This is a genomic window from Chitinophaga sedimenti (assembly GCF_023156195.1).
Taxonomy (GTDB): Bacteria; Bacteroidota; Bacteroidia; order Chitinophagales; family Chitinophagaceae; genus Chitinophaga; species Chitinophaga sedimenti.
In genome coordinates, this window is sequence record NZ_JAKUKA010000001.1 from 3013443 (window position 1) to 3037962 (window position 24520).

Below are 24520 nucleotides of genomic sequence, written 5' to 3' on the forward strand. Positions count from 1 at the left end.
TTCATAGGCATTAGATATATCTCTTTTTTAATCCCTTTTACTACGTTATTTTGCAAATATAAGTTTTATATTAGAAAAAACAATCCTATGTATTGTTAACAGGTTGCTAACATATTCCAGCAAATCTGTTACCAATTTTTAAAGTTTTGCTCCACATAACATATGGCAAAGGTACACTTTATCGCTATAGGCGGCAGCGTAATGCATCAACTGGCAATCGCCCTTAAACTTAAAGGTTACCAGGTAACCGGCAGCGACGACGAAATTTTCGACCCCGCCACCACCAACCTGACCAAAGCGGGCATTATGCCCGCCACGATCGGCTGGGACCCGGCCCGCATTACCCCGGACCTGGACGCTGTTATCCTTGGCATGCATGCCCGGATCGACAATCCCGAGCTGCAAAAAGCCAAAGAGCTGGGTTTAAAAATCTACTCCTTCCCTGAGTACATTTACCAGGAAAGTAAGACCAAAACCCGCGTGGCCATTGGTGGCAGTCATGGTAAAACAACCATCACCTCCATGATCATGCATGTGCTGAGAGCGGTACAAAGGGACTTCGACTATCGTTGGCGCAAAACTGGAAGGATTTTCCCAGTCTGTAAACATCACAAATGCCCCACTTATTGTGTGCGAGGCAGACGAATATCCGGCTTCCGCGATTGAGAAGCGGCCTAAGTTCCACTTTTTGCACCCGCATATGGCAGTGCTGAGCGGGATTGCGTGGGACCATATCAATGTTTTCCCTACATTCGAAAATTATAAGGAGCAGTTCGCCATTTTCCTCCGTACCATGGAGCCGGGTGGTAAACTCATTTACAATAGCAGCGACCCGGTCCTGAAGGAACTGGTAGAAAAGGAAGCCGGCCATCTGAGCCTGCTGCCTTACGAAGTACCGACCAACAGCATCGAAAACGGCGTTACCAGTGTAATACTCGAAGGCCACAGCACGGCCCTGCAGGTTTTTGGTGAACATAACCTCATGAACATCAATGCTGCCTGGCACATCTGCCGCGAATTAGGGGTAGATATCCGCAGTTTCATGGCAGCTATTTCGTCCTTTACCGGCGCCGCTAAAAGAATGGAACTCATCGGTAAAAACGAACATACCGCTATTTACCGCGACTTCGCCCATGCGCCGTCAAAGGTAAAAGCCACGATGCAGGCGCTGAAAGCACAGTATCCCGGCCGGAAACTGCTTGCCGTGCTGGAATTGCACACTTACAGCAGCCTGAACCGCGACTTCCTTACCGAATATAAAGGAGCCATGGACGGGGCCGACAAGGCAGTGGTGTTTTATAGTCAGCATGCGCTGGAAATTAAACGTATGCCCGATTTACCGGCTGAGGCTATTTATGATGGCTTTGGCCGTACCGATCTGCAGGTGATCACGAACAACGCTGCCCTGCAGGTGTGGCTGGACCAGCAGGAATATAAAGATGCCAATTTACTCCTGATGAGCTCCGGCACTTATGACGGCCTGGAATTTCCATCATTGAAAAAATATTTATAACAACAGCACCCGACGTGGTGCATTGAAACGCTCCTTATATGTCTGCTTTACAGCTTAGCCGTCCGCTGGCTTTTATTGACCTGGAAACAACCGGCACAAATGTGGCTACAGACCGCATTATCGAAATCGCGATCGTGAAAGTGATGCCGGACCGAAGCGTGGTGAAAAAGTAAAGCGCATCAATCCCGGTATGCCCATCCCCCGGTAACTACCGCTATTCACGGCATTTCGGACGAGGACGTGAAAAACGAACCTTCTTTCCGCGAGGTAGCCAACGAAATGCGCCAGTTCCTCGACAACTGCGACCTTGCGGGCTATAACTCCAACCGTTTCGATATTCCGTTGCTGGTAGAAGAGTTTTTGCGCGTGGAATTACCCCTGGACGTGAGCACCCGCAAGTTCATAGACGTACAGAAGATTTTCCACCTGATGGAAAAACGTACCCTGAGCGCCGCTTATAAGTTCTATTGCGATAAGATCCTCGAAAACGCGCATAGCGCCGAAGCCGACGCCTCCGCTACCTTCGAGATACTGGAAGCCCAGCTGGACCGGTACAGCAACCTCAAAGCGGACGTAAACTCCCTGGCGGATTTCACCAAGGAAGATGACTTCGTGGACTTTGCCCGCAGGATTGTAATGCAGGGCGGACAGGAAACGTTCAATTTCGGCAAGTATAAAGGCCGCGCGGTACGCGAGGTCCTTAAACTGGAGCCGCAATATTACGACTGGATGATGAAAGCCGATTTCCCGCTGAATACCAAACAGAAGCTGACGGAGATCTACCATAAAATGATGTTAAAAAAATGATAATACCTGGCCGGGGGACCCTGAGATTCCCCGGATTTGTGCTATTTTCGCCATCCTAAATGACAAACCTGATTGGAAAAGCTCGTCATCATACCGACTTATAACGAAAAAGATAATATCCGCAAGATCATCGCAGCAGTATTTGACCTGGATCAAAACTTCCATGTGCTGATCATTGATGACGGCTCTCCCGACGGCACCGGCGCGATTGTAAAGGAATTGCAGGTGGCGAATGCCGGACGCCTGTTCCTCGAGGAACGCACCGGCAAACTGGGTTTGGGCACCGCTTACATTCACGGCTTTAAATGGGCGCTGGCGCGTGGCTACGCCTACATCTTCGAGATGGACGCCGATTTTTCCCATCCGCCGAAAGACCTTATCCGCCTCTATAATGCCTGTGCCCATGAAGGCGCCGATGTATCGGTAGGCTCCCGCTACGTAAAAGGCGGCGCTACCGAAAACTGGCCCTGGGACCGCGCGGCATTATCGTACGGCGCCTCGGTGTACGTACGCCTTATTACCTGGTTACCTGTTAAGGACGGCACCGCCGGTTTCGTTTGTTACAAACGCGAAGTACTGGAAGCCATCAACCTCGACGAGATACAGTTTGTAGGGTACGCCTTCCAGATTGAAATGAAGTTTACTGCCTGGAAACTGGGCTTTAAAATAAAAGAAGTGCCCATCACCTTTGTGGAAAGAGTGGAAGGCTATTCTAAAATGAGCAAAAATATTGTGAAAGAAGGTGTATTCGGTGTGCTGAAAATCCAGTGGCAGAGCCTCTTCCGCAAGTACACCCGCAGAGTGAAGAGTGCAGCGTAACCCGCTGGAAGATGATCGTGAAGCATGAAAAAAGCGTTTATACAACTACACCTGGCGGTTTTCCTGGCAGGTTTCACCGGCATCCTCGGTAAATTAATCAGTCTCAATGAAGGACTGCTCACCTGGTACCGGATGCTGTTTACCGTTATCGCCCTGTACGTGCTGTTCCGCTTCCGGGGCGCGTTAAAGCGGCTCACTTTTACACAGGCATTACCAATTGGTCTTACCGGCTGCATAATTGCCCTGCACTGGGTATTCTTTTACGCCAGCATCAAATATGCCAACGCCACTATTGGTGTGGTCTGCTTCTCCCTCACCTCCTTTTTTACCGCCATACTCGAACCCGTCATTATCCGGCGCAAGTTCGATGCCTCCGAGTTATTACTCAGTTTAATCACCCTGGGCGGTATTTATTTAATCTTTCATTTTGATACCCAATACCGCACGGGCATTGTGCTGGGCGTGTTCTCCGCACTGTTCGCCGCGTTATTCACCATCTTCAATAAAAAACTGATCGTTCAATACGATACCAAGACGATTACGTTCTATGAACTGGGCATCGGTCTTTTAGGGCTAACGGTACTGATGCCGGTATACCTGTACCTGTTTCCGCCGCAGGGCTCTGTGCTCCCCGGCGCCATGGATATGGTGTACCTCCTGATCCTCGCCCTGTTCTGCACCGTATTGCTGTACCTGTTCCAGATGAACGCGCTGACGAAAATATCTGCCTTTACCGTAAACCTGACCTTTAACACGGAGCCGGTGTACACCATTGTGCTCGCCTTTATACTGTTCCATGAAAATGAAATGCTGAACCCGAACTTCTATATCGGCCTCAGTCTCATCATGATATCAGTTATATTACAGATGATTAAAGTGTTTTACGAAGGACGCAAATCACGCCAGGCCGGCCTGGCTGCATAAATTACACCAGCGGCCAGCCAGACCGCCGGTATTTCGCTAATTTTAGACCTGTTATTGCCAACGATCAAAATCTAAAACCATCTTTTCTGTTTATGAGGGCATTTTTAAGAAGAAGTGCAGTTTTGCTATTATTGACACCTGCTTATACCTATGCACAACAGGCAGGCAAAAAACCGCTGGACCACACTGTTTACGACGGCTGGCAGAGCATAGGCGCCAAAACCATCAGCAACAACGGCAAGTGGATCGCTTATGTGATCCAACCCCAGGAAGGCGACGCCACCCTGGTAATTACCGACAGCAAGGGCACACAAAAACTGGAAGTACCGCGCGGTACTGTTCCGTTTATTACGGAAGACAGTAAATACGTGCTGTTCACGATCAAACCTGCCTTTAAGGACACCCGTCAGGCTAAAATAAAAAAGAAAAAGGCAGACGAAATGCCCAAAGACACCATGGGGTACGTGGTGCTCGGCAGCAACGAAGTTATCCGCATCCCGCAGGTAAAAACGTTTAAAACACCGGAAAAAGGCAGCGGGGTCATTGCTTACACGCTTGATAAACCGAAAGCAGATACCAGCAAAAAGCGCGAACTGAAAGGCATTCCGCATTACGACAGCTTCTGGACGCGGACGACGAAAAACCCGGCGCCGATAAACCGTCCGATGCCGCTACCCTCGTGATCTGGAACTACGCCAGGAAAACGACCGATACGATTAAAAACGTAACGGACTTCCACTTTGCCAAACCCGGCAACCAGCTGCTGGTCGCTACGAAATACGATAAAAAAGATTCGCTGGCCACCGCGGGCGTATACCTCTGGAACGTGGCCACGCGCGACAAAAAGTTGATCAACACCGCGGGTAATTACAAACTCTTTATGTTTGATGATAAGGGCGAACAGGTGGCCTACATCGGCGAACGGGACAGCGCCAAAGCCGTACAGAAATTGTACAGCCTGTACTATTATAAACCTGGGGCCGATAGCGGCATTATTGCTGTAAACAAAGACAGCAAAGGCGTTCCCGCAAAATGGAACGTATCGGAAAACGGTTCTTTAAGTTTTTCGAAAGATGGCAAAAAGCTCTTCTTCGGTACGGCCCCTATTCCCCGGTGAAAGACACTAACATCGTGGATTTTGAAGTGGCGAAGGTAGACATCTGGCATTACCGGGACGATTACCTGCAACCACAACAGCTTAAAACCCTCGACCGCGACCTGAAGAAAAGCTATATCGCCGTTTATTATCCCGCCACGCAGCAAATGGTGCAGCTGGCAGATAAGAAAATGGACTTCCTGATGTTCCCGGAGGATAAAAAAGAGGTGTACGCGCTGGGGTACAGCGATTACGACCAGCGTATCGCGTTGCAGTGGACGGGCAAAACCCTGAAAACACTCTTCCTCGTAAACACCCTTACCGGCGAAAGGAAGGTGATCAAGGACAAGCTGCTAGGTCTTCAGAACATCTCGCCCGAAGGCAAATTCATTAACTGGTACGACTCGGATAAACGCCAGTATTCCACTTACGAAGTGGCCACCGGCGTTACCCGCGAAATCACCACCGCCATTCCCACTTCGCTGTGCGATGAGGAAAACGATGTGCCGGATTACGCGAGCCCATACGGCGCGCCTACCTGGCTGCAGGGCGATAAATACTTGTATGTATACGACCGTTACGATATCTGGCAGGTAGATCCGCTGGGCAAAGAAACGCCCACCATGATTACCGGGGTTACGGCCGCAAAACCCGCACTGCGCTGCGCTACAATAAATTGGTGAAGGACGAGAAATTCATCACCCCCAAACAAAACCTGTTACTCTCCGCTTTTAACGACAGCACTAAATACTACGGTTACTTCAGCTTAAAACTGAACGATAAAAAAGGTCCGCAGCAGATTGCTTTAGGCCCTTACGGTTACCTGGCACTGGAGAAAGCGGCCGATGCGGATGTACTGGTGTTCCAGCGTATGAATTACGTGGAAAGCCCGGATGTATACGCCGGCAAAACCGTAGCCGATGCCGTGAAACTGAGCGCCATCAATCCACAGCAAAAAGAATACAACTGGGGCACTGCCGAGCTGTTCAAATGGACAACTTATAAAGGCAAACAAACTGAAGGCATTCTTTACAAACCCGAAAATTTTGATCCGAATAAAAAGTATCCCGTATTGTTGTACTTCTACGAGAAGCTGACGGACGGCCTGTACAGCTACCAGCCCCCGGCGCCTACCCCGTCGAGGCTGAACATCAGCTTCTTCGTAAGCCGCGGTTACCTCGTACTGGCGCCGGACATCACCTACGAAATTGGTCACCCCGGCGAAAGCGCGTACGACTACATCGTGAGCGGCGCGGAAGCCCCGGCGAAAAACAGCTGGGCCGACAAAGCTAACATGGGTATCCGGGGACAAAGCTGGGGTGGTTACCAGGTGGCTTACCTCGTAACCCGTACCAACCTGTTTAAAGCGGCATGGTCGGGTGCACCGGTTGCGAATATGACCAGTGCTTACGGCGGCATCCGTTGGGAAAGCGGCATGAACAGGCAGTTCCAGTACGAACACACACAAAGCCGCATCGGCGCTACCCTTTGGGAAAAACCGGAGCTCTACATCGAGAACTCACCGCTGTTCCACCTGCCCAAGGTGAACACGCCAATGGTGATCATGGCCAACGATGCCGACGGCGCTGTTCCCCTGGTACCGGGGGTATTGAGCTGTTTACCGGCTTACGCCGCCTGGGTAAACCTGTTTGGATGCTGAACTATAACAACGAGGCACATAACCTGGTGCAGCGTCAGAACCGGAAAGACATACAGGTACGCGAGCAGCAGTTCTTCGATTATATGTTGAAGGGGGCACCACCGGCGCAGTGGATTAAGCACGGTTTGCCTGCTACCGACAAAGGACGTGACTGGGGCTTTGAAGCGGCATCGGCCGAATAAACCTATCTCCATATTATATATGAAGCCCGGCAAACTGCCGGGGCTTTCATTTTACATCAATGAAAATACCATCACTACCCCTTGGATGGTTCAGTGATGGTTCAGTGATGGCTCAGCGTGGGTTCCGCACCGGTAGCAGCACGATCAAAGAATATAGCAACATAGCCCAAATGTAGCTAAACCCACCTAAAACCGATACTATATTAACATTCGACTTAAGCAAACCCAACAAAGCAATCTTCATTCAAAAAATATTTCTTTAATATGATTTATTTACTATATTTACACAGCATATTCTATTTGTACGCTTAAGAAGACAAACCTAGAAAACCTGAACCTATGAATATCCAACAATTTCTTCCCAAGCAGTCGTTGAATCCATTTGTGCAGCAATATTTTGTGCTGGAGGATTTTACAGCAGACACCACTTTTGCCGGACAACAATTGTTTTCCCTTGGCAATCAATACCTGGTTTTTGTGTTGAAGGGTGAGATCACATTCCGTCCCTCTGACCATGCGCCATTTACCTTACCTGACGCATCGGTAGTGGGCCCCTTTACCTGTTCCGGTTCCGTTAAAATGACGGGCCCCAGTTCTGCTGTGATCGTACAGCTGAATGTATGCGGCAGCCACCGCCTGCTGGGCCTGAGCATGGATACGGTGACCAATTATTACCGCGATTTAAGCAAGCTGGATGCCGGCCAATGGAAATACCTGGGTCGCGAGCTGGCTGCTGCTACCGATATCGTATCGCTCCTGGACCGCTCACTGGAAAAGGCGCTGCGCGAACAGGAGCGCTCTTTGCAGGGTGTGGACGAGATCTGGAACACCTGCTGTTGCAGAACGGCAATGTGGATATGGAGAGCGTGGCCCTGTACTTCAAAACCTCCCGCCATACGCTGGAAAGAAGGTTTATGGAAGTAACCGGCCTAACACCGCAGATGTTCAGCCGCATTGCCCGGTTTAATATGGCTATGGCCAGCATTAAAGAAGACATGCAAACGCAGCAATGGCAAAGCGTACTGCAGGACTGCGGTTACGGCGATCAGAATCACTTTATTAAAGACTTCCTTTACTTTGGCGCGCCAAAGGCGGAGAAAGAGCCGAAAACTCCGCAGGTATCCCTGCGTAAGATTTTTAAACTGGCGGAAAACATGTATCCGCAGTACAAAACAGCATTCAATTAATCGCTAGTATAGTGCATATTCAGCCCCGGCGCCTTTTCTGGCGCCGGGATTTTTATTTACATTTAGTATATGAAAAAAGTTATCGGTGCGATTATATTGCTCCTCGCTTTAATTGGCGTGTTCTTTATTGGTAAACAGTTTGGCGGAAAAACCGTAAGTCAGCAGGTAGTATCCAACAGCATGATTGTTCGTGAAATTGCGGAACTGGCCTCGCTGGAAGTACAGGGTAATGCGAGCATCAAACGCAGCAACGTGGATAACGACGGCACCTGGGGCGGCAATATGAAGAAGTTATTTATTGAGAGCACGATCCAGGTGCAGGTGCCTTACACCGCGAAGTATGGCGTAAATGTGGATGATAAAAACTTCAACATCGACGTGGCCGAAAAGAAAGTGACCGTAACCCTGCCAGCTCCGCGCCTGTTGAGCTACGAGCTGAAAGTAGACCAGATGCAGACCTCCAATAAGAAGGGCCTGCTGATGTTCCAGGACGATGAAACGTACACCGATGTACAGAAGAAACTGTACCAGGAATCGCGCGGCCAACTGCAGCAGAACGTTACCTACCTGCAACAGTCGAAGGATAAAATTAAAAACACGATTGCCCGGTACTACGCGCCCCTAGGTTACGAAGTACAACTGAAGTTCGGCAACGACGCCGCCGTGACCATTCTCCCGCTTAAAAAAGACTAAGCCGCGTTAATGGTGAGATACTTCACCAGCGAACGTTTGGCCACCGGCAACAACGTTTCCGTTACCGGGAAAGTAAGGTCTGTTTCCACCCGGTATACCGCCGGGTTGGGCAGTATGCCATTTCGTGCCCGGATCAATTCCGTTTTAATGTTTTCGCAGGTATTGGCAATGCTCTTCGAATAGGCCGCCAGGTACTGCGTATGAATACCACGGTAACGCTCATCGTGCCGCTCAAAAATAGTGAGACGATAGTAGTACACCAACGTTTCGCTGTAATGCCCGTCGCGCAGCAACATGTAACCCTCCTGCATATCGAGGGGCACCAGTCCCACAGGGGCAATGTTCAACTGTTCTTCCACGAACTCGTACAGTCCCGTACCGCTTTTAATCGTATGGTCCATTTTGTGCATGGCATACTCGATAATATCTTCCATTTCACGCATCACGGCATCATCGGCGCTCATCTGCTCGTAGAGCAGCTGCAGGCGTTCGAGATTGACCGCGGTGAGGTGCTTGGGAAACTTTTCACTTAACAGTTGCTTGTTTTCCCGGAAAGCCCGGAGGTTGTTGTAATGGAATACTACATCGGCGAGTTGCGGGTACAACATGTTCTGATTAAAATACTTGCTGATTTCCTGAAGATAGGCCAGCAATGTGTATTTCTTCTGTTCAAAATCGATATAACCGTCTGCAAACCAGGTTTCACTCAGTCTTTTCATATGCTTCTCAGTTTAAAGGAATACCGTTCAAACTGAATTTACGAAAAAAAAATAATATCATTAACGGGTGATATAGATGATTGGAAAATCAGAAAATTAGTTTTACCTTCAAACAAGCCACCAGTGAGGGATAGCGAGTGTTATGCAAAATGGGGGCAGGGTTGCCGTCAAATTAATTTGGCGCTGACAAAACTTACCGTTAAATTTATTATATTGAAGTATTATTTCATTTTTTTAACTTTTCTATCATGAACATCTACGTAGCCAACCTACACTATAGGTTGAACGATGAGGATCTCCACCAGATCTTCAGCGAATTCGGTCAGGTAACCTCAGCTAAAGTCATCAAAGATCACGAAACTGGCCGCTCACGTGGTTTTGGCTTCGTAGAAATGCCAAATCAGGAAGAAGGCGCTAAAGCTATGGAGACGCTGAATGGCAGCCAGGTTGAAGGTAAACAACTGACCGTAAACGAAGCCCGTCCTAAACAACCGGGCAGCGGTGGCGGTGGCGGTCGCCCAGGCGGTGGTCGTCCAGGTGGTGGAGGCGGCTATGGCGCTCCGCGCGATCGTCGTTATTAATCAATTTGATTGTTATACTACCGATCATATAAAAGGCTTCCCGTTGGGAGGCCTTTTCGTTTTAGGACGATAAAAGCGGTTTGCTTACAAGTCCAACGACATGTTGCGCTGCATATCGTTTTTGCAAAAGCTATGGATACATAGTACACCCCAACACACAAAAGGCGCAAAAGCAGCCTCTCAGCTCCTTTTACGCCCTCGCGTTTTATTTAGCTTGCCGTGCTAATTCGTTAGTATTCCCTGCTCGGGTCAAAGTGCTCCATCTCCTGGGCCACAGCCGTCAGGAACGTAGCACCCAGCGCCCCGTCTACAATACGATGATCGTATGACATCGACAGGTACATCATATGGCGGATGGCGATAGAATCGCCCTGCTCCGTTTCCACAACCACCGGACGCTTTTTGATAGCGCCCACCGCCAGTATCGCTACCTGCGGCTGGTTGATGATCGGTGTGCCCGTCAGGCTGCCGAACGTACCCACGTTGGTGATCGTAAAGGTACCGTTCTGCGTATCTTCCGGCTTCAGTTTATTGCTGCGCGCCGCACCGGCCAGCTGGTTCACACTCTTGGTAAGGCCTACCAGGTTCAGCATATCCGCATTACGGATCACCGGAACGATCAGGTTGCCGGAAGGAAGCGCCGCCGCCATACCGATATTAATATCTTTCTTTACCAGGATTTTATCGCCTTCGATAGAGCAGTTGACCAGCGGAAATTTCTTGATACACCTCACTACCGCTTCAATGAACAGTGGCATAAAGGTGATCTTCTCGCCTTCTCTTTTCTGGAAACTATCTTTCACGCTATCGCGCCATCTTACCATGTTGGTAACGTCTACTTCCGCAAAGCTGGTCACATGCGGACTAACCTGCACGCTGCGCACCATGTGTTCTGCGATCAGCTTGCGCATGCGGTCCATTTCAATGATTTCCACGTTACCGCTGTAAGACGGGGTGGCCACCGGTTTAGATCCGGCCGCCGGCTGTTGCTGCGCTTTCGGCTTCTCTTCCACAGCGGGAGCAGTGGCGGGAGCGGCCTTTTTAGCGGCAATATATTCGAGAATGTCTTTTTAGTGACGCGGCCTTCGCTGCCGGAACCCGGGATCTTCTCCAGTTCAGCAAAACCAAGTCCCTCCTGCTGTGCAATGGTTAACACGAGCGGGGAATAAAACCTTGCTTCGCCGCTGGGGGCAGCAGCTGCAGGCGTTTCTGTACGTACGGGGGCGTGGAATTGTTTTTCCGCCGGCGCTGCGGTAACAGGTCCGGTAGCGGGAGAAGCAGCAGGCGCATCTTCGCCAACTGTTTTGATACGGGCTATAACTGTACCAACGGGTACCACATCATTCTCATTAAAAAGTATTTCGGCAATCTCCCCATCTGCAATGGAAGGTACGTCGCTATCCACCTTGTCGGTCGCAATTTCAAGCACCGTCTCATCAGCGCTCACCTTATCGCCCGGCTTCTTATGCCAGCGAAGGATGGTCGCTTCCATGATACTCTCCCCATTTTGGGCATCACCAATTCTACTATAGCCATAATTTTGAATTTAGTGTTTAAGTGGTCGCAAAAATAGGGAAATTAGTTATCCCAACATCAAAGCCCCTGCCGGCTGATCAGTTTTCGCAGCAGGTTGATCGCTGCAACCGATGCCATATCGGTATTCCGCGCACGATCATACCTGAAATGATGCTTGATCGTCACGATTTCTTTACCATCGCCTGCCGCCATCCAAACCGTACCCACCGGCTTTTCCATTGTACCGCCGTCGGGACCAAGAATGCCGCTGACGGCCACCATATAATCGGTGCCCAATGCTTTTAAACCGCCGCTCACCATGGCTTTCACGGTTTCTTCACTCACCGCGCCATATTGTTGCAATACCTCCGCTGGCACGCCTAATATGCTGGTTTTAATCTCATTGGCATAACTCACAATACTGCCCTTAAAGTAGGCAGAACTGCACGGCACCGACGTAAGCATATGCGCAATGTTGCCACCCGTGCAGCTTTCTGCGGTACCCATGGTTTTTCCCGTCGTCTTCAGTAATCGTCCTACCACCTGCTCAATCGGTATATCTTCATCAATTACCGCAATATCCGTGAGTAATTCTTTAAGTTGATGGAAGTGCTCGGACAATAAAGCCGCCGTACTTATTTTATCCTTCCCCATGGCGGTAAGCCGCAGTTTCAGCAAACCGAAATTAGGCAGATAAGCCAGTTTGATAGAGGCAGGCAGTGCTTCTTCAAATAACTTAATACGCTCCGCTACAAAGGATTCGCCCATGCCCGACGTGAGCAACGTCTGGTGCAACAGGGCGGGTGTATTGAATTCTTCCGGATGATGCCAAGCACGTAGTCCTCCATAATGCCTTTCATTTCATGCGGCACGCCGGGCATAGACACATAAATCTTCCCGTTTTTGCGGAACAACATACCGGGCGCAGTGCCTCGTTTATTAAACAGCACCTGGCATGAATCGGGTACGCGGGCCTGGTCTACATTGCGCTGCAGCACCGGCAAACCGCGACTTTCGAAAAAGGCCATCACGGAGTGAAGCGTTTCTTCGTGCACAATTAAAGTACCACCGAAATATTCGGTCAGCACTGGTTTGGTGATATCGTCGGCCGTAGGTCCGAGTCCCCCGGTAATCAACACAATGTGCGCATCGCGGCTTTCCTCGTCCAGCGCCTGCACAATATCCTCCTTGTTATCTCCCACGGCTACACGGCGTTTTACCCACACCCCGATGTTATTCAGTTGCTGGGCGATCCAGGCAGAATTCGTATCTACGGTCTGGCCGATCAATAGTTCGTCGCCTATGGTAATAAGGCTTGCATATATTTTTTCCACGCGGTAGTTGCTTTAAGTAAAGACAGACAAATTTACTGGCAAAAAGTTTGCCGTTGAGCAGGAATCGAATAATTTCCGGGTATGAGATTATGCTTTATGTTGATGGCCTGCCTGTGTGCACAGGTTTCTATGGCCCAATCGCCCGCTGCGAAAGCGAAAGATGCTATGGATGCGCTGGCCAGGGATCCGCAGATGACGTACGCCAGCTACTCATTTTACCTCATAAACGGGCAAACGGGGCAAAAGATATGGTCCGTTAACGAAAACATGGGACTGGCGCCGGCTTCCTGCTTAAAAGTACTCACGGCGGCGGCTACGCTCCACACTTTAGGCGACAATTATCAATATAAAACGAGATTGGCTTACGAGGGCCAGGTAGACGCGCAGGGCGTACTGCAGGGCAACCTGGTGATCAAAGGCGCCGGTGATCCTTCACTGGGTAGTACCCGTTACCAGGCCAGCACCGAAACGGCCATCCTCCAAAGCTGGCTGGCAGCTATTAAAAAGGCAGGTATTAAAAAGATTAATGGCCAGATCATCGGCGACGATAGTATCTTCGACACGCAAACCGTGCCGGATGGCTGGATCTGGCAGGATATGGGCAACTATTACGGCGCGGGCCCCTCCGGTTTAAACTGGCGCGAAAACCAGTTCGATATCCAGTTTCAACCCGGAACAGTGGCTGGAGCGCCTACTGCCTTGAGCGGTACCAAACCCGCCATGCCTTATCTAACACTCATAAACGAACTGCGCACAGGTCCAAAAGGCAGCGGCGACCAGGCTTACGCCTACATTGCGCCCTATGCCGAAACCGGCTACGTACGCGGCACCGCAGGACTCGATGAAAGGAATTTCTCCATTTCCGCGGCCGTACCCGATCCTGCTTTTGATGCTGCTTACCGCCTGCAACAAGCACTGGCAGCCGATAATATCACCACAACCAAAGAACCCGCCACCACGCGCAGGCTAATGATGACCAAAGCCCCGTTGCCGCAGAAGCTTACTACGCTTATGACAACGTTATCCCCATCACTCGATAAACTGGTGTACTGGTTCCTGCGTAAAAGTGTAAATCTGTACGGCGAGAGCTTCGTGAAAACACTGGCTTTGCAGTCGGGCGAACAAGTATCTACCGCGGCGGGCGTACAGCTGTTGAAGGAGTATTGCCAGCAGCTGGGCATGAACGAAGGAGCGGTGAACATCATCGATGGCAGCGGCTTGTCGCCCGCCAACCGTGTTACCACCACTGCCCTGGCCACCGTATTATACAACGCACAAAAGCAACCCTGGTTTGCTGCTTACTACGAAGCACTGCCCGAAAGCAACGGCATCAAAATGAAAGATGGATATATTGGCGGGGTGCGTTCGTACACCGGCTTTATAAAACCGAAACAGGGCCCTCCCCTGGTATTCGCTTTCATTGTAAACAACTTCAGCGGCGGAGCGGGCCCTATGCGGCAAAAAATGTGGAAAGTGCTGGATAGTCTTAAGTAAAGTACGGCAGCAGCTTTTCCTTTAACGGATCGGGCAGCGGCACCTTCTGGCGGGTGGTGGCGTTCAGGAACACCAGCGTGGTCACGCCTACGTTCAGCAACTCTCCTTTTTCGTTGAACAATTCAGTATGAAACTGGATCTTGTGCGCGGGCGGCAACTCGCGCAGCGTAGTTTTTACGGTAATCAGGTCGTCGTACAACGCCGGGCGCAGGTATTTAATATTGAGTTCAGCCACCGGCATAATCACGCCCTGCTCTTCCAGTTCACGATAAGTAAAGCCCAGCTGGCGGATCGCCTCGGCCCTTCCCACTTCAAAATACAAGGCATAATTGCCATAATACAGGTAACCCATCTGGTCGGTTTCGCCATATCTTACCCGTATGTGCGTCGTTGCTGTAAACATATCCTGTCAGGTTTAAAAATTACTTACCGATCAAACCATCGATCGATACACGGCCGGGACCACAGAACATCAGCACCAGGTAACCTACCAGGTAAAACACCGGCAGTTCCAGTTTGCCCGAACCATCGTGAATGTGAATCTTGAATACGATCACCGCACCAAGAATGATCAGCGGAATCAGCGCCAGCCTGGTAAAGAGCCCGAGTATCAGGAAAACGGAACAGAATACTTCCGCAAATACCGCCATACCGAGCGAAGTAGATTTACCCACACCCAGGGGATCACTGAACCTTTGTGCGAGATGAGCAAAATTCATGAGTTTAGGCCAGCCATGGTTCAGGATCATAAAAATACCCAACACCAGGCGCAAACCCAACATGGAAAAATGGACCGCGTTATCGGAAAATGCGGTGGAAAAAAGTTTTTTCATAGAACGGTTTATGGTTTGATTCTTGCTAATAACCGCTGCAAGATAGGAAAATGAATGTTTTGGCTGCAAAAGCGAGTTATCCACACTCGTGTAGATAACCTGCCCATCTTGCCAAAAATGTAAATTTTATATTTGTTTTGTTTGAAAACCCCCAAATTTGCACACTTTAGAAGATGTGAGAGAAGAAGACAGGCGAAATATTTTCGTTAACAGATCGTTTTAATTCGAGTATTACAAGGTATTAACAAAAAAGCATGAAGCAATTCATAAACAGGCTCTTTCTACCAGGACAAATTAGCGTACTATTAATCACCCTTACCGGCAGCAGCTTTATGGCTCCCACTGCCGCAAAGGCGCAGCAGACGAAGATATATACGGACGAAGAAAAGGTATTCAAAGATGCGCAGCAACTGTTCCGCGAAGAGAAATACGCCGTATCCATGCAGCTTTTTAAGCAAACAATAGATCATATCGACTATTGGCATGAAACCAACCGTACCCTCGTCAACACCGACGCGCACTATTATTTCACCATGTGTGCCCTCCGTTTGGGACAGGCAGATGGCGAAAAGTACGCGCTCCGTTTCCTGGAAATGTTTAACAGCGCACCCCGCGAACAGATGGTGAGCTTTGAACTGGCGCGCTACTACTTCCAGAAGAATAAGCTGAAAGAAGCCATTCCTTTTACGAAACCGCCGGCATCGACAACCTGACCAACGAACAGGTGGCAGACGCGAAATTTGAACTGGCCTATTGCTACTTCAACGTAAAAGACTTTAAAAAGGCACAGCCTTTGTTCGCCTCCATCAAGGATGTGCAAAACAAATATTACCTGCCCGCCAACTATTACTACGGCTTTATTTCGTACTACAACAAACAGTACGACCAGGCCCTGGCCAGCTTCAAAAAGGTGGTGAACGAGCCTAAATACAATGGCGTAGTACCATACTATATTGCTGAAATCTATTACTTCCAGAATAAGAAAGAAGAACTGATCACCTTTGCAGAACCGCTGATCAAAAAAGGCGGCATGTACTATGAAGGCGAACTGAAACAGCTCGTTGGACAAGCCTACTTCGAAAAACAGGACTACAAGAAGGCCCTGCCCTACCTCGAAGAATTCCAGACCAATGCCGACGAGGTAAGAAAGGAAGATGTTTACCAGCTTTCTTACAGCTACTATCAAACAGGCAACCTGGACAAAGCGATCGCCGGTTTTAAACAACTGAGCAGCGAGAAAGACAGTCTGGGCCAAAACTCCATGTACCTCCTGGGTGACTGTTACCTTCGTACCGGCCAGAAGGCCAATGCCCGCAATGCCTTTGCCTTTTGCGCCCGCAACAGCTCCAACCCGGTACAGCAGGAAATTTCCCGCTTTAATTACGGTAAACTTTCCTACGAGCTGGGCTACCAGGACGTGGCCATCACGGAACTGACCAACTTTGTAAAGAGCTATCCCCAATCCAAATTCAACAAAGAATCACGCGAAATACTGGTAACCCTCTTCGCCAACACGAACAACTACCGGGACGCACTTTCGATTATTGAAAGTTTGCCCGAAAAGAACGCCACCGTACTCAAAGCCTACCAGCGGGTGGCTTACGGCCGCGCCACACAACTGGTAAACGACCAGCAGCTGGCAGAAGCGGAACGTTTGCTGGATGTAGCCATAGCCAACAATTACGATGCACAGATCACCCAGCTGGCGCACTTCTGGAAAGCGGAAGTAGCGTTACGCCAGAATAATTCCGATAAAGCCATTGCAGGTTTACGCGGTTACCTGGTAACCAATCCGCCGCCGGCCTCCGGTGAGGCAAATGCGCAAACGGCCAGCTACAACCTCGGCTACAGCCTGCTGAAGAAAGAAAGCTATGCAGAAGCGCTGCCTTACTTCGAGGCGGCTCAGCGTGCAGGCGGTCCCAACGCGCAACGTATCGCTAACGATGCAGCGCTGCGTACGGCAGATTGCTACTATATGCTGAAAGACTTCGCAAAAGCAAATACCCTTTACGACCGGGTGATCGGCAGCGGTGAACCGGGCGCAGATTATGCTACCTACCAGAAAAGCCTGATCCTGGGCATCCAGGGCAAGCCGAATGAGAAAATTGCCGCACTGAAACAACTGGCCAGCAAGTATCCTTCTTCTGCCTACAATAACGAAGGCGAACTGGAAATAGCCAATACTTACCTGTCAGAAGAGCGCTTTAACGATGCGATCCCCTACCTCAAAAATGTATTGCAGAAACAGCCGAACGGTCCCAATGCCCCTAAAGCGTTGCTGAAACTGGGCCTGGCTTACTACAACATGGACAATGACAACACCGCCATGGGCTACTTTAAAGACGTGGTGCAGAAATATCCTAACTCCGCCGAAGCAGAAGAAGCGCTGGAAAGCCTGCAGGCCATTTATGTTGGTCAGGGTAAAACCGACGACTATGTGGCATTCATGAAGGCGAACGGTCGTACTGTATCTGCCGTAGCAGAAGATTCCATCAGCTTTGCGGCGGCGGAAGCCCGCTTCAGTAAAGGTGATTGTGCGGGGGCAGCACCGGCTTTAACGACCTACCTGCAGAAGTTCCCGAACGGGCAGTTTGCCTTACAGGCGAACTTCTACAAAGCGGAATGCCTGTACAACGCGAAAGACTACACGAATGCATTGCCCGGCTACGAGTTTGTGCTGAGCAAAGGCAGCAGCCCGTTTGCAGAACGCGCGGCGCAGCAGGCGGCTTACATCCAGTACTACCACGTGAAGAACTACGCCAAAGCCCGCGAACACTACCAGCGCCTGCAGGCCCTGTCTACTAATAAAGACAATACCCTCGCGGCTGCACGCGGCTTGCTGCGCAGCAACTATCAACTGAAGAACTGGAACGAGGTGACCACCTTCGCGGAAGCCCTGCTGAGTGGCACCAATATCAGTACGGACGACCAGATCCTGGGACACTTCTACCTGGGTAAAGCCCAGCAGGAAAATGGCAAGTTCGACGAGGCGATCAGCGAATACAAAACCGTTAGCGGTTTGACCAAATCAGAAATTGGTGCTGAAGCGCGTTACAACATTGCCGCATCTTACCTGCAAAAGAACGACCTGACCGCAGCAGAAAAAGCCGGCTTCGACCTGATTAAAAATGCGCCCGGTTACGAATACTGGACCGCGAAAACATACATCCTGTTAGGCGATGTGTACTGGAAACAGAAGGACTACTTCAATGCGAAAGCTACCTTCCAGAGCATTGCCGAAAACTGCCCGATCGATGAGCTGAAGAATGAGGCGAAAGACAAACTGGCAAAAGTAGAAGCGGAAGAAAAAGCAGGATCTAAAATTAAATAAAGACCATAATGGCACGCGAAAGCGCTCATTATACACATAAATCATTCGATAGCATGCATCTATTACGCAATATATTACTGGTTTCGGGCGCCGCCCCTGGCATTGCAGCAACAAGCGCAGGCGCAGGACACCCTGAAGCAGGAAACGATCAATATCATCTCCGTTTATCAACCTAAACTGCGCGAAGCGGCCAAGTTAAACCTGAACGCCTCGCTGCCTGCGGCCGACACTGCACGTCCCCGCCTGAGCTACCAGGTACCCGCGCTGAACCTCTACTTCATGTACCAGCCGGTGCCGTTAAAACCGCTGGCGCTGGGTAAGGATTCGCTGAAAGCCCTCCAGAACAATTACGTGAAGTTCGGCTACGGCAACCTGAATACCCCGCTCGTGGAAGCCGGTTTTGGCAGCGGCCGCAATGATAAATGGAACTTTGGTTTGTTCGGCCGTTACACCGGCTCTAAGGGCGATATCAAAAACCAGGACTATACCGCGGCCACCGTACTGGCCAGCGGCACCTACTACTCTCCCCTCTTCGAGATCAACGGCAGCCTGAAATACAGCCTGAACCAGGTACACTATTACGGTTATGACCACTCACTGTATGACTTCAAAAAAGTGATGTAAAACAGGCCTTTAATGAAGTAGTGGCACAACTGGGATTGAAAAACAGGCCGCAGGACGACTGGGGCTGGAAGTTTCAGCCCGACGCGAAGTTTATTGTATTCGGGGATTCTTACAAGCGGCTGGAGAACACCTTCGTGCTGAAAGCCCCGATCCGTAAGCAATTGTTCGAAGACCTGTATTTGAAGGCGGAAGGTATCTTGGACCTCTCCACTTTTAAAGAAGATGATAACAAAGCCATCAACAATAACGTAATGGCTATTCACCCCGCGCTTGAGCTGATTAAACCCGGCTTTATGCTGCATGCGGGCCTTAACCCTACCTGGACGAAGAAAAGCAAATTCTACCTGCTGCCGGATATCGTGAACGAATCGCACCTGATCCGTAACAAACTGATCCTGAGCAGTGGCTGGATTTCCTATATTGATAAAAACAATTACCGCAACCTGGCTAACCGCAATCCCTTTATCAGCGGGTTTGCAGACAGCATCCTGAACACGCGCATCGAGGAAAAGTACACCGGTATTAAGGGTACATTGGGCAGCCACTTTACCTATAACACCAAATTTGCCGGGGTTACTTATCATAACCTGCCCCTGTTCGTAAACGACAGCATCGACGGCAAAACTTTTGACCTGCGGAATGAAAACGAGCTGCGCGCCTTCCAGTTCCACGCGGAAATCGGTTATATCCAGGAAGAGAAATTCCAGATCCGCCTGAGCGGTGACTGGTGGAGCTTTAACAAACAGGAAACAGAACTGAAGCCTGGGGTATGGTACCTTTCCAGTATGACGTGTTCGCCCAATATACGTTCTTCAAGAACCTGCACCTGAACGCCAACCTGTTCGCCCTGGGCCGCAGCTATTACCTGGATCCGAAAACGCTGGACTTTGGCCGTACAAAAGCGGCAATGGACATGAACGTGGGCGCACAGTACAATATCGGTAAGAATTTCGCGGTGTGGGCCAACGCCAACAACCTGTTTAACAGCAAGTACCAGCGCTGGAACAACTACGCCTCTTACGGCCTGAACGTGCTGGGCGGTGTGATGATAAAATTTTAAATCGTAAACTTGCACCCAAATTAAAGCCAGCGGATGCTACAGCATTATATCTCAGAAGTCCTTTACAAACAGCAAACCTGCTGCGTGCCAGAGGTGGGTACGTTCACGATTCAGCATATTCCTGCCCACTTCAACGTGGTGGAGCAGCAGCTGGTCCCGCCGCGCCAGCAGATTCTGTTCGAGGAAAAGTGGGATGATGATGCCGCCTGTGCACAATGGGTATCGCATAAAGAAAACCTGGTAGAAAGCGTCGCCCGCCTGAAAATGGCCAAATACGTGGAGCAGTTCAAAGAGGAAGTCGCCAGCGGCCAGCCCGTGGTGATCCCCGATGTGGGCACGCTGCACAAGGACCCGTTCGGCCAGACTGTTTTCACCCCGCAGGAAGTACCCGACGCCTGGGAGCCCCTGGCCCTGCAACCGGTACTGCGCGCGCAGACAGCGCCCAAGGTGACCGTAGGCAACACTGAAATGGTGAACCAGCAGGTGGTAGACCATGTTTCCGCCGTACAGGAAAACGACGGCAACTTTAAATGGTGGTGGATCGTATTTCCCGCAGCACTGCTTTGCCTCGGCTTTGCGGGCTGGTACTTCTGGCAGCAGCAGCAATTGCAGCAAACGCCTGCCAACGAAGCCATTACGCCGGAAACTACCGTACGTGCAGCATCTCAGCCGGCATTTGATACCGGTGCGGTGAAGGGTGCGGATTCCGCTGCGGCGCCGGTAGTGGCAGCGCCGCCGCCGGCAAACGATACGGTGCAATACTACGCCGTATACCTTTTGGCGAAGGCCTCCGTTGCCGAAAAATACTATAAACAACAGTATACCTGGACAAACCACCAGGCCGTCATGTATACAAAAGATGACTCGGCCAGTTTCCGCATTGCCATTCCCGTAAGGGCTATGGCGAAGGATACCGTCGCGATCAAAGACTCGCTCCTGAAGATATTAAAGGTGCCGGTGAAAGTGATGGATACAAAATAACTAAGGGGCTGAACAAAAAAGTGAAATGAGGCTTCGAGAATCGCATAAACGATAACAGGTCTACATCAGGTACCCGAATAAATTAGGGCTGACCATTCCTTTTGGTCAGCCCCTTTTATTTCAGTCCGGTTTTCACTACTTCAATTCCCTCTTTAAAACTCCGCGGTCTATACCCAAGCTGCTCCACTGCCTTGTCGATGATAAACCCGGTACGGGCAGGCCGCTTCGCCGGCTGCGTAAACGTCTCCGCATTCACCCGTTCCATCAAAGAAGCATCGAGGGAGAAATGCTCCGCCACCGCCAGGGCCATATCAAAAGGCGTCATCAGGTCTTTCCCTGAAAGATGCCAGATTCCCTGCGCCTGCTGCTCCACGATCAGTTTGCAACCTATTGCCAGATCATGCACCAATGTGGGCGTACGCCACTGGTCATCCACCACTTTAATGGCTTTGCCCTGCTCCAGGTTCCCCTTCACCCAGGTGATAATATTACCCCGCTTCGGATCATCCGACACGCCATATACCAACACGGTGCGGGCAATGGCCCAGGGTGCCGCGCCCGCCATCACGGCACGTTCCGCGGCTACTTTGCTGGAGCCGTAATAACTCAGCGGGTTCACCAGGTCGGTTTCGAGGTACGGGCCTGACAGGCCATCGAACACAAAATCTGTCGACAGGAACAGGAAAAACGCATCCGATGCGGCACGTAGGTGCCTGGTGGCGGTTACGTTCGTTGTCCAGCAAGCCTCCTTATTACGTTCGCAGTCGTCCGCCTGCGTCATGGCGCCGGAATGGATAATCACTTCCGGCTGATGCGCGGCGATTAACGCAGTAATCTCTTCAGGAATGCTCAGATCGGCTGTTACATAAGTGTAGCCCTCCTGCCAGCGCAGGCGGTTAGGTCCTTTGCCGGTGGCAATTACCTGCCAGGCTGCATCTTCACTGAACAATTGTACGAGGTACTGGCCCAGCAGGCCGTTACTCCCCGTGATCAATACTTTCTTCATTACATTTTCATCCCCAGGTTAAACATCGTGAACGCCCACACGTCGGCCGCCTCGTCTATTACTTTGCTGGTTGGTTTACCCGCACCATGGCCGGCCTGTGTTTCAATGCGGATCAGCATCGGATTGGGACCGGCATTTGCTGCCTGCAAAGCAGCCGCGAACTTAAAGGAGTGCGCGGGCACTACGCGGTCATCGTGATCGCCCGTAGTAATGAGGGTAGCCGGGTAAGACGTGCCTTTCCTGATGTTATGTAAAGGTGAATATTTGAACAGGTAAGGGAACTCGTCTGCCTTTTCGCTGCTGCCATATTCCACCACCCAGGCCCAGCCGATAGTGAACTTCTGGTAACGCAGCATATCCAGCACTCCTACAGCGGGCAGTGCTACTTTGAACAGGTCGGGGCGCTGTGTCATACAGGCGCCAACGAGCAAACCACCGTTCGATCCGCCACGGATAGCAATTTTAGAAGGATTGGTATATTTCTCTTTGATAAGATATTCCGCCGCGCCAATAAAATCGTCGAACACATTTTGCTTCTTCTCTTTCATCCCGGCCTTATGCCAGCTTTCGCCATATTCGCTGCCGCCGCGCAGGTTTACGACCGCGTAAATACCACCCTGCTCCATGAAAAACAGGTTACTCACGCTGAAGCCCGGCGTTTGCGGAATATTGAACCCGCCATAGCCATACAACAGTACGGGTGTGTTACCATCCAGTTTTAACCCTTTTTTGTACGACAGGAACATCGGCACTTTCGTACCATCCTTACTGGTGAAAAACACCTGTCTGGTTTCAAATTGCTCCACGTCAAACTTTGCTTCGGGCCGCTTGTACACGTCGGATTTGCCGGAAGGTATCTGGTATTGATAAATCGTGGCGGGTGCTACAAACGAAGTATACGTATAGAAGAAGGTCTGGTCTTCTTTTTTACCGCCAAAGCCGCCGGCCGTACCGATACCGGGCAGTTTGATCTCGTGCTCCAGTTTGCCTGTTACATCGTATTGATAAATTTTAGTAGAAGCATCTTTCAGATAACTGGCAAACAGTTTACCACCACCGGTGCCCACGCTGTTCAGCACTTCCGGTTTTTCAGGGATGATGGTCTGCCAGTTTTCCTTCGCGGGATTTTTAGGATCGATGAGTACCAGTTTGTAGTTAGGCGCGTCTTCATTGGTAAGAACGAGCAGTTTGTCGCCCACGTTATCCACCACCGAAGGGTCGTATTTAAAACCAGGTACCACTACCTGAAAATCCTGCTGAGCCGCATCTTTCAGGTCGCGCACGGCCAGCTGGTTGCCCGAAGTACCTTCTGTGGTGACGAGTACCGGGAAGCGTTCATCTTCGGTTACCCCTACGCCGGCGTTGCGCAGCGGGTGTTCTTTATCTACGTATACCAGCTGGTCCTTTTCCTGCGTAGTGCCGAGTTTGTGGTAATACACCTTATGGAATTCATTTTTGCCGGACAGGCGGGCCTTCTCGTCCGGCGTATCATACCGGCTATAATAAAATCCATCCCCCTGCCAGCTGATACCGCTGAATTTGATCCAGTCGAGGTGATCGGGCAGCAATTGCTTCGTTTCCACATCCATCACAAAACACTCCTGCCAGTCGGACCCCGCTTTGGCAATCAGGTAGGCCGCATGCTTACTATCTTTCGAAAAACTCAGGTTCCCCAGGGCTACCGTACCTTTCTCCGACAACTTATTCGGATCGATGAATACCTCCGGCGTGCCGGTGATACCCACCTGGCGATATAGCACCGATTGGTTCTGTAATCCGTCATTCTTATAAAAATAGTAATACTTACCCTCACGGAAAGGCGCGCCGTACTTTGGATAATTCATCATTTCCTCCAGCCGTGCCTTGATTTTATCGCGGAAAGGAATTTTATCGAGATAGTCCCTGGTCACTTTATTTTGTTCAATCACCCAGGCCTTGGTATCTTCCGCGTGGTCATTTTCGAGCCAGCGGTAAGGATCTGGTACCTTGTGACCATTATATTCGTCTACGGTATCCGTTGTTTTTGTTAATGGATAGGTAATGGCGGTCTTTTGCGCAGCTGCTCCTAAAGTCATGCTCATCAGTATAAATATTAAAAAGCTTATTTGGTAAAACGATTTCATGAGGAAAATTTTTAAAAATGAGGGGCCTTTTTTCAAAT

31 protein-coding genes are annotated in these 24520 nt (G+C 50.3%); 22 read left to right on the forward strand and 9 right to left on the reverse strand.

Going from position 1 to position 24520, the window contains the following annotated elements; all coding sequences use genetic code 11:
- Window positions 1-162 precede the first annotated feature (162 nt).
- The 14 genes from MKQ70_RS17120 (at window position 163) to MKQ70_RS17180 (ending at window position 8881) form a co-directional block, all read left to right on the forward strand.
- Window positions 163-666 carry a Mur ligase domain-containing protein gene (locus tag MKQ70_RS17120; protein ID WP_248072785.1) on the forward strand — a complete coding sequence of 168 codons (504 nt, stop codon included), beginning with the start codon at window positions 163-165 and terminating at the stop codon, window positions 664-666.
- Window positions 629-1513, forward strand: a complete 885-nt coding sequence (locus tag MKQ70_RS17125; RefSeq protein ID WP_248072787.1) for a glutamate ligase domain-containing protein — start codon at window positions 629-631, stop codon at window positions 1511-1513. The genes MKQ70_RS17120 and MKQ70_RS17125 overlap by 38 nt, the downstream gene beginning before the upstream one ends.
- Before the next feature lie 38 nt (window positions 1514-1551).
- Window positions 1552-1686 (forward strand): exonuclease domain-containing protein, encoded by a 135-nt coding sequence (locus MKQ70_RS38690; RefSeq protein WP_282456570.1) that lies wholly within the window; start codon window positions 1552-1554, stop codon window positions 1684-1686.
- Between the two features lie 67 nt (window positions 1687-1753).
- The gene (locus MKQ70_RS17130) at window positions 1754-2320 is read left to right on the forward strand and encodes an exodeoxyribonuclease X C-terminal domain-containing protein (RefSeq protein ID WP_308199056.1); all 567 of its coding nucleotides are present in this window, start codon (window positions 1754-1756) and stop codon (window positions 2318-2320) included.
- Between the two features lie 72 nt (window positions 2321-2392).
- Window positions 2393-3139: a polyprenol monophosphomannose synthase gene (locus MKQ70_RS17135; protein ID WP_248072789.1), complete on the forward strand. Its 747-nt coding sequence runs from the start codon at window positions 2393-2395 to the stop codon at window positions 3137-3139.
- A 24-nt stretch (window positions 3140-3163) separates the two neighbouring features.
- A complete protein-coding gene (locus MKQ70_RS17140; RefSeq protein WP_248072791.1) occupies window positions 3164-4063 on the forward strand; it encodes a DMT family transporter in 900 nt (299 codons plus the stop codon).
- A 92-nt stretch (window positions 4064-4155) separates the two neighbouring features.
- Window positions 4156-4746, forward strand: coding sequence for a hypothetical protein (locus tag MKQ70_RS17145; RefSeq protein ID WP_248072793.1), 591 nt, complete (start codon window positions 4156-4158; stop codon window positions 4744-4746).
- Window positions 4743-5180, forward strand: a complete 438-nt coding sequence (locus tag MKQ70_RS17150) for a hypothetical protein (protein ID WP_248072795.1) — start codon at window positions 4743-4745, stop codon at window positions 5178-5180. The genes MKQ70_RS17145 and MKQ70_RS17150 overlap by 4 nt, the downstream gene beginning before the upstream one ends.
- Entirely contained in the window at window positions 5177-5842 is a 666-nt protein-coding gene (locus MKQ70_RS17155) for a hypothetical protein (protein ID WP_248072797.1), read from the forward strand. The genes MKQ70_RS17150 and MKQ70_RS17155 overlap by 4 nt, the downstream gene beginning before the upstream one ends.
- Window positions 5839-6819: an alpha/beta hydrolase family protein gene (locus MKQ70_RS17160; protein WP_248072799.1), complete on the forward strand. Its 981-nt coding sequence runs from the start codon at window positions 5839-5841 to the stop codon at window positions 6817-6819. Before MKQ70_RS17155 ends, MKQ70_RS17160 begins: the two co-directional genes overlap by 4 nt.
- Window positions 6813-7001 carry a hypothetical protein gene (locus MKQ70_RS17165; RefSeq protein WP_248072802.1) on the forward strand — a complete coding sequence of 63 codons (189 nt, stop codon included), beginning with the start codon at window positions 6813-6815 and terminating at the stop codon, window positions 6999-7001. The genes MKQ70_RS17160 and MKQ70_RS17165 overlap by 7 nt, the downstream gene beginning before the upstream one ends.
- Before the next feature lie 339 nt (window positions 7002-7340).
- The gene (locus MKQ70_RS17170) at window positions 7341-7925 is read left to right on the forward strand and encodes a DUF6597 domain-containing transcriptional factor (protein WP_248072804.1); all 585 of its coding nucleotides are present in this window, start codon (window positions 7341-7343) and stop codon (window positions 7923-7925) included.
- Entirely contained in the window at window positions 7916-8188 is a 273-nt protein-coding gene (locus MKQ70_RS17175; protein ID WP_248072806.1) for a helix-turn-helix domain-containing protein, read from the forward strand. The genes MKQ70_RS17170 and MKQ70_RS17175 overlap by 10 nt, the downstream gene beginning before the upstream one ends.
- A gap of 69 nt (window positions 8189-8257) precedes the next feature.
- Window positions 8258-8881 carry a DUF4230 domain-containing protein gene (locus tag MKQ70_RS17180; RefSeq protein WP_248072808.1) on the forward strand — a complete coding sequence of 208 codons (624 nt, stop codon included), beginning with the start codon at window positions 8258-8260 and terminating at the stop codon, window positions 8879-8881.
- On the opposite strand, the gene MKQ70_RS17185 is transcribed toward MKQ70_RS17180, so the two are convergent.
- Window positions 8878-9600 carry a hypothetical protein gene (locus MKQ70_RS17185; protein WP_248072810.1) on the reverse strand — a complete coding sequence of 241 codons (723 nt, stop codon included), beginning with the start codon at window positions 9598-9600 and terminating at the stop codon, window positions 8878-8880. The genes MKQ70_RS17180 and MKQ70_RS17185 overlap by 4 nt on opposite strands.
- A 248-nt stretch (window positions 9601-9848) precedes the next feature.
- On the opposite strand from MKQ70_RS17185, the gene rbp reads away from it, so the two are divergent.
- The gene (gene rbp / locus MKQ70_RS17190) at window positions 9849-10181 is read left to right on the forward strand and encodes an RNA-binding regulator (RefSeq protein ID WP_248072812.1); all 333 of its coding nucleotides are present in this window, start codon (window positions 9849-9851) and stop codon (window positions 10179-10181) included.
- Window positions 10182-10411: 230 nt separating this feature from the next.
- On the opposite strand, the gene MKQ70_RS17195 is transcribed toward rbp, so the two are convergent.
- From MKQ70_RS17195 to MKQ70_RS17210, 4 genes are all read right to left on the reverse strand, one after another.
- The gene (locus MKQ70_RS17195; protein ID WP_248072813.1) at window positions 10412-11143 is read right to left on the reverse strand and encodes a dihydrolipoamide acetyltransferase family protein; all 732 of its coding nucleotides are present in this window, start codon (window positions 11141-11143) and stop codon (window positions 10412-10414) included.
- Window positions 11080-11673, reverse strand: a complete 594-nt coding sequence (locus MKQ70_RS17200; protein ID WP_248072815.1) for a biotin/lipoyl-containing protein — start codon at window positions 11671-11673, stop codon at window positions 11080-11082. Before MKQ70_RS17200 ends, MKQ70_RS17195 begins: the two co-directional genes overlap by 64 nt.
- A 101-nt stretch (window positions 11674-11774) precedes the next feature.
- Window positions 11775-12491: a nicotinamide-nucleotide amidohydrolase family protein gene (locus MKQ70_RS17205; protein ID WP_248072816.1), complete on the reverse strand. Its 717-nt coding sequence runs from the start codon at window positions 12489-12491 to the stop codon at window positions 11775-11777.
- A complete protein-coding gene (locus tag MKQ70_RS17210; RefSeq protein WP_248072817.1) occupies window positions 12446-13030 on the reverse strand; it encodes a competence/damage-inducible protein A in 585 nt (194 codons plus the stop codon). The genes MKQ70_RS17205 and MKQ70_RS17210 overlap by 46 nt, the downstream gene beginning before the upstream one ends.
- Before the next feature lie 81 nt (window positions 13031-13111).
- Here MKQ70_RS17210 and dacB point away from each other — a divergent pair, with 81 nt between their 5' ends.
- Entirely contained in the window at window positions 13112-14524 is a 1413-nt protein-coding gene (gene dacB, locus MKQ70_RS17215) for a D-alanyl-D-alanine carboxypeptidase/D-alanyl-D-alanine endopeptidase (RefSeq protein ID WP_248072818.1), read from the forward strand.
- On the opposite strand, the gene MKQ70_RS17220 is transcribed toward dacB, so the two are convergent.
- On the reverse strand, window positions 14517-14927 hold the full coding sequence (locus tag MKQ70_RS17220) for an acyl-CoA thioesterase (protein ID WP_248072819.1): 411 nt from the start codon (window positions 14925-14927) through the stop codon (window positions 14517-14519). The genes dacB and MKQ70_RS17220 overlap by 8 nt on opposite strands.
- Window positions 14928-14946: 19 nt before the next feature.
- On the reverse strand, window positions 14947-15357 hold the full coding sequence (locus tag MKQ70_RS17225) for a DoxX family protein (RefSeq protein ID WP_248072820.1): 411 nt from the start codon (window positions 15355-15357) through the stop codon (window positions 14947-14949).
- A gap of 254 nt (window positions 15358-15611) precedes the next feature.
- Here MKQ70_RS17225 and MKQ70_RS17230 point away from each other — a divergent pair, with 254 nt between their 5' ends.
- From MKQ70_RS17230 to MKQ70_RS17255, 6 genes are all read left to right on the forward strand, one after another.
- Window positions 15612-16070, forward strand: coding sequence for a hypothetical protein (locus MKQ70_RS17230; RefSeq protein ID WP_248072823.1), 459 nt, complete (start codon window positions 15612-15614; stop codon window positions 16068-16070).
- A gap of 11 nt (window positions 16071-16081) precedes the next feature.
- Entirely contained in the window at window positions 16082-18688 is a 2607-nt protein-coding gene (locus tag MKQ70_RS17235) for a tetratricopeptide repeat protein (RefSeq protein WP_248072825.1), read from the forward strand.
- A gap of 102 nt (window positions 18689-18790) precedes the next feature.
- Complete coding sequence (locus MKQ70_RS17240) at window positions 18791-19312, forward strand: hypothetical protein (RefSeq protein ID WP_248072826.1); 522 nt, start codon at window positions 18791-18793, stop codon at window positions 19310-19312.
- A 20-nt stretch (window positions 19313-19332) separates the two neighbouring features.
- The gene (locus MKQ70_RS17245) at window positions 19333-20142 is read left to right on the forward strand and encodes a hypothetical protein (protein WP_248072827.1); all 810 of its coding nucleotides are present in this window, start codon (window positions 19333-19335) and stop codon (window positions 20140-20142) included.
- Complete coding sequence (locus MKQ70_RS17250) at window positions 20082-20372, forward strand: autotransporter outer membrane beta-barrel domain-containing protein (RefSeq protein WP_248072828.1); 291 nt, start codon at window positions 20082-20084, stop codon at window positions 20370-20372. Before MKQ70_RS17245 ends, MKQ70_RS17250 begins: the two co-directional genes overlap by 61 nt.
- Before the next feature lie 33 nt (window positions 20373-20405).
- Window positions 20406-21353, forward strand: a complete 948-nt coding sequence (locus MKQ70_RS17255) for an HU domain-containing protein (RefSeq protein ID WP_248072829.1) — start codon at window positions 20406-20408, stop codon at window positions 21351-21353.
- Between the two features lie 115 nt (window positions 21354-21468).
- Here MKQ70_RS17255 and MKQ70_RS17260 read toward each other — a convergent pair whose 3' ends face one another.
- Entirely contained in the window at window positions 21469-22359 is an 891-nt protein-coding gene (locus MKQ70_RS17260) for an SDR family oxidoreductase (RefSeq protein WP_248072830.1), read from the reverse strand.
- The gene (locus tag MKQ70_RS17265; RefSeq protein WP_248072832.1) at window positions 22359-24440 is read right to left on the reverse strand and encodes a prolyl oligopeptidase family serine peptidase; all 2082 of its coding nucleotides are present in this window, start codon (window positions 24438-24440) and stop codon (window positions 22359-22361) included. The genes MKQ70_RS17260 and MKQ70_RS17265 overlap by 1 nt, the downstream gene beginning before the upstream one ends.
- Window positions 24441-24520: the final 80 nt, after the last annotated feature.

Bases quoted from the DNA above. Each gene is read 5' to 3' on its own strand.
- MKQ70_RS17120 (WP_248072785.1), top strand. From the start codon at position 163: ATGGCAAAGGTACACTTTATCGCTATAGGCGGCAGCGTAATGCATCAA.
- MKQ70_RS38690 (WP_282456570.1), top strand. From the start codon at position 1,552: ATGTCTGCTTTACAGCTTAGCCGTCCGCTGGCTTTTATTGACCTGGAA.
- MKQ70_RS17140 (WP_248072791.1), top strand. From the start codon at position 3,164: ATGAAAAAAGCGTTTATACAACTACACCTGGCGGTTTTCCTGGCAGGT.
- MKQ70_RS17145 (WP_248072793.1), top strand. From the start codon at position 4,156: ATGAGGGCATTTTTAAGAAGAAGTGCAGTTTTGCTATTATTGACACCT.
- MKQ70_RS17165 (WP_248072802.1), top strand. From the start codon at position 6,813: ATGCTGAACTATAACAACGAGGCACATAACCTGGTGCAGCGTCAGAAC.
- MKQ70_RS17170 (WP_248072804.1), top strand. From the start codon at position 7,341: ATGAATATCCAACAATTTCTTCCCAAGCAGTCGTTGAATCCATTTGTG.
- MKQ70_RS17175 (WP_248072806.1), top strand. From the start codon at position 7,916: ATGGAAGTAACCGGCCTAACACCGCAGATGTTCAGCCGCATTGCCCGG.
- MKQ70_RS17180 (WP_248072808.1), top strand. From the start codon at position 8,258: ATGAAAAAAGTTATCGGTGCGATTATATTGCTCCTCGCTTTAATTGGC.
- MKQ70_RS17185 (WP_248072810.1), bottom strand. From the start codon at position 9,600: ATGAAAAGACTGAGTGAAACCTGGTTTGCAGACGGTTATATCGATTTT.
- rbp (WP_248072812.1), top strand. From the start codon at position 9,849: ATGAACATCTACGTAGCCAACCTACACTATAGGTTGAACGATGAGGAT.
- MKQ70_RS17200 (WP_248072815.1), bottom strand. From the start codon at position 11,673: ATGGAAGCGACCATCCTTCGCTGGCATAAGAAGCCGGGCGATAAGGTG.
- dacB (WP_248072818.1), top strand. From the start codon at position 13,112: ATGAGATTATGCTTTATGTTGATGGCCTGCCTGTGTGCACAGGTTTCT.
- MKQ70_RS17220 (WP_248072819.1), bottom strand. From the start codon at position 14,927: ATGTTTACAGCAACGACGCACATACGGGTAAGATATGGCGAAACCGAC.
- MKQ70_RS17225 (WP_248072820.1), bottom strand. From the start codon at position 15,357: ATGAAAAAACTTTTTTCCACCGCATTTTCCGATAACGCGGTCCATTTT.
- MKQ70_RS17230 (WP_248072823.1), top strand. From the start codon at position 15,612: ATGAAGCAATTCATAAACAGGCTCTTTCTACCAGGACAAATTAGCGTA.
- MKQ70_RS17250 (WP_248072828.1), top strand. From the start codon at position 20,082: ATGGTACCTTTCCAGTATGACGTGTTCGCCCAATATACGTTCTTCAAG.
- MKQ70_RS17255 (WP_248072829.1), top strand. From the start codon at position 20,406: ATGCTACAGCATTATATCTCAGAAGTCCTTTACAAACAGCAAACCTGC.
- MKQ70_RS17260 (WP_248072830.1), bottom strand. From the start codon at position 22,359: ATGAAGAAAGTATTGATCACGGGGAGTAACGGCCTGCTGGGCCAGTAC.
- MKQ70_RS17265 (WP_248072832.1), bottom strand. From the start codon at position 24,440: ATGAGCATGACTTTAGGAGCAGCTGCGCAAAAGACCGCCATTACCTAT.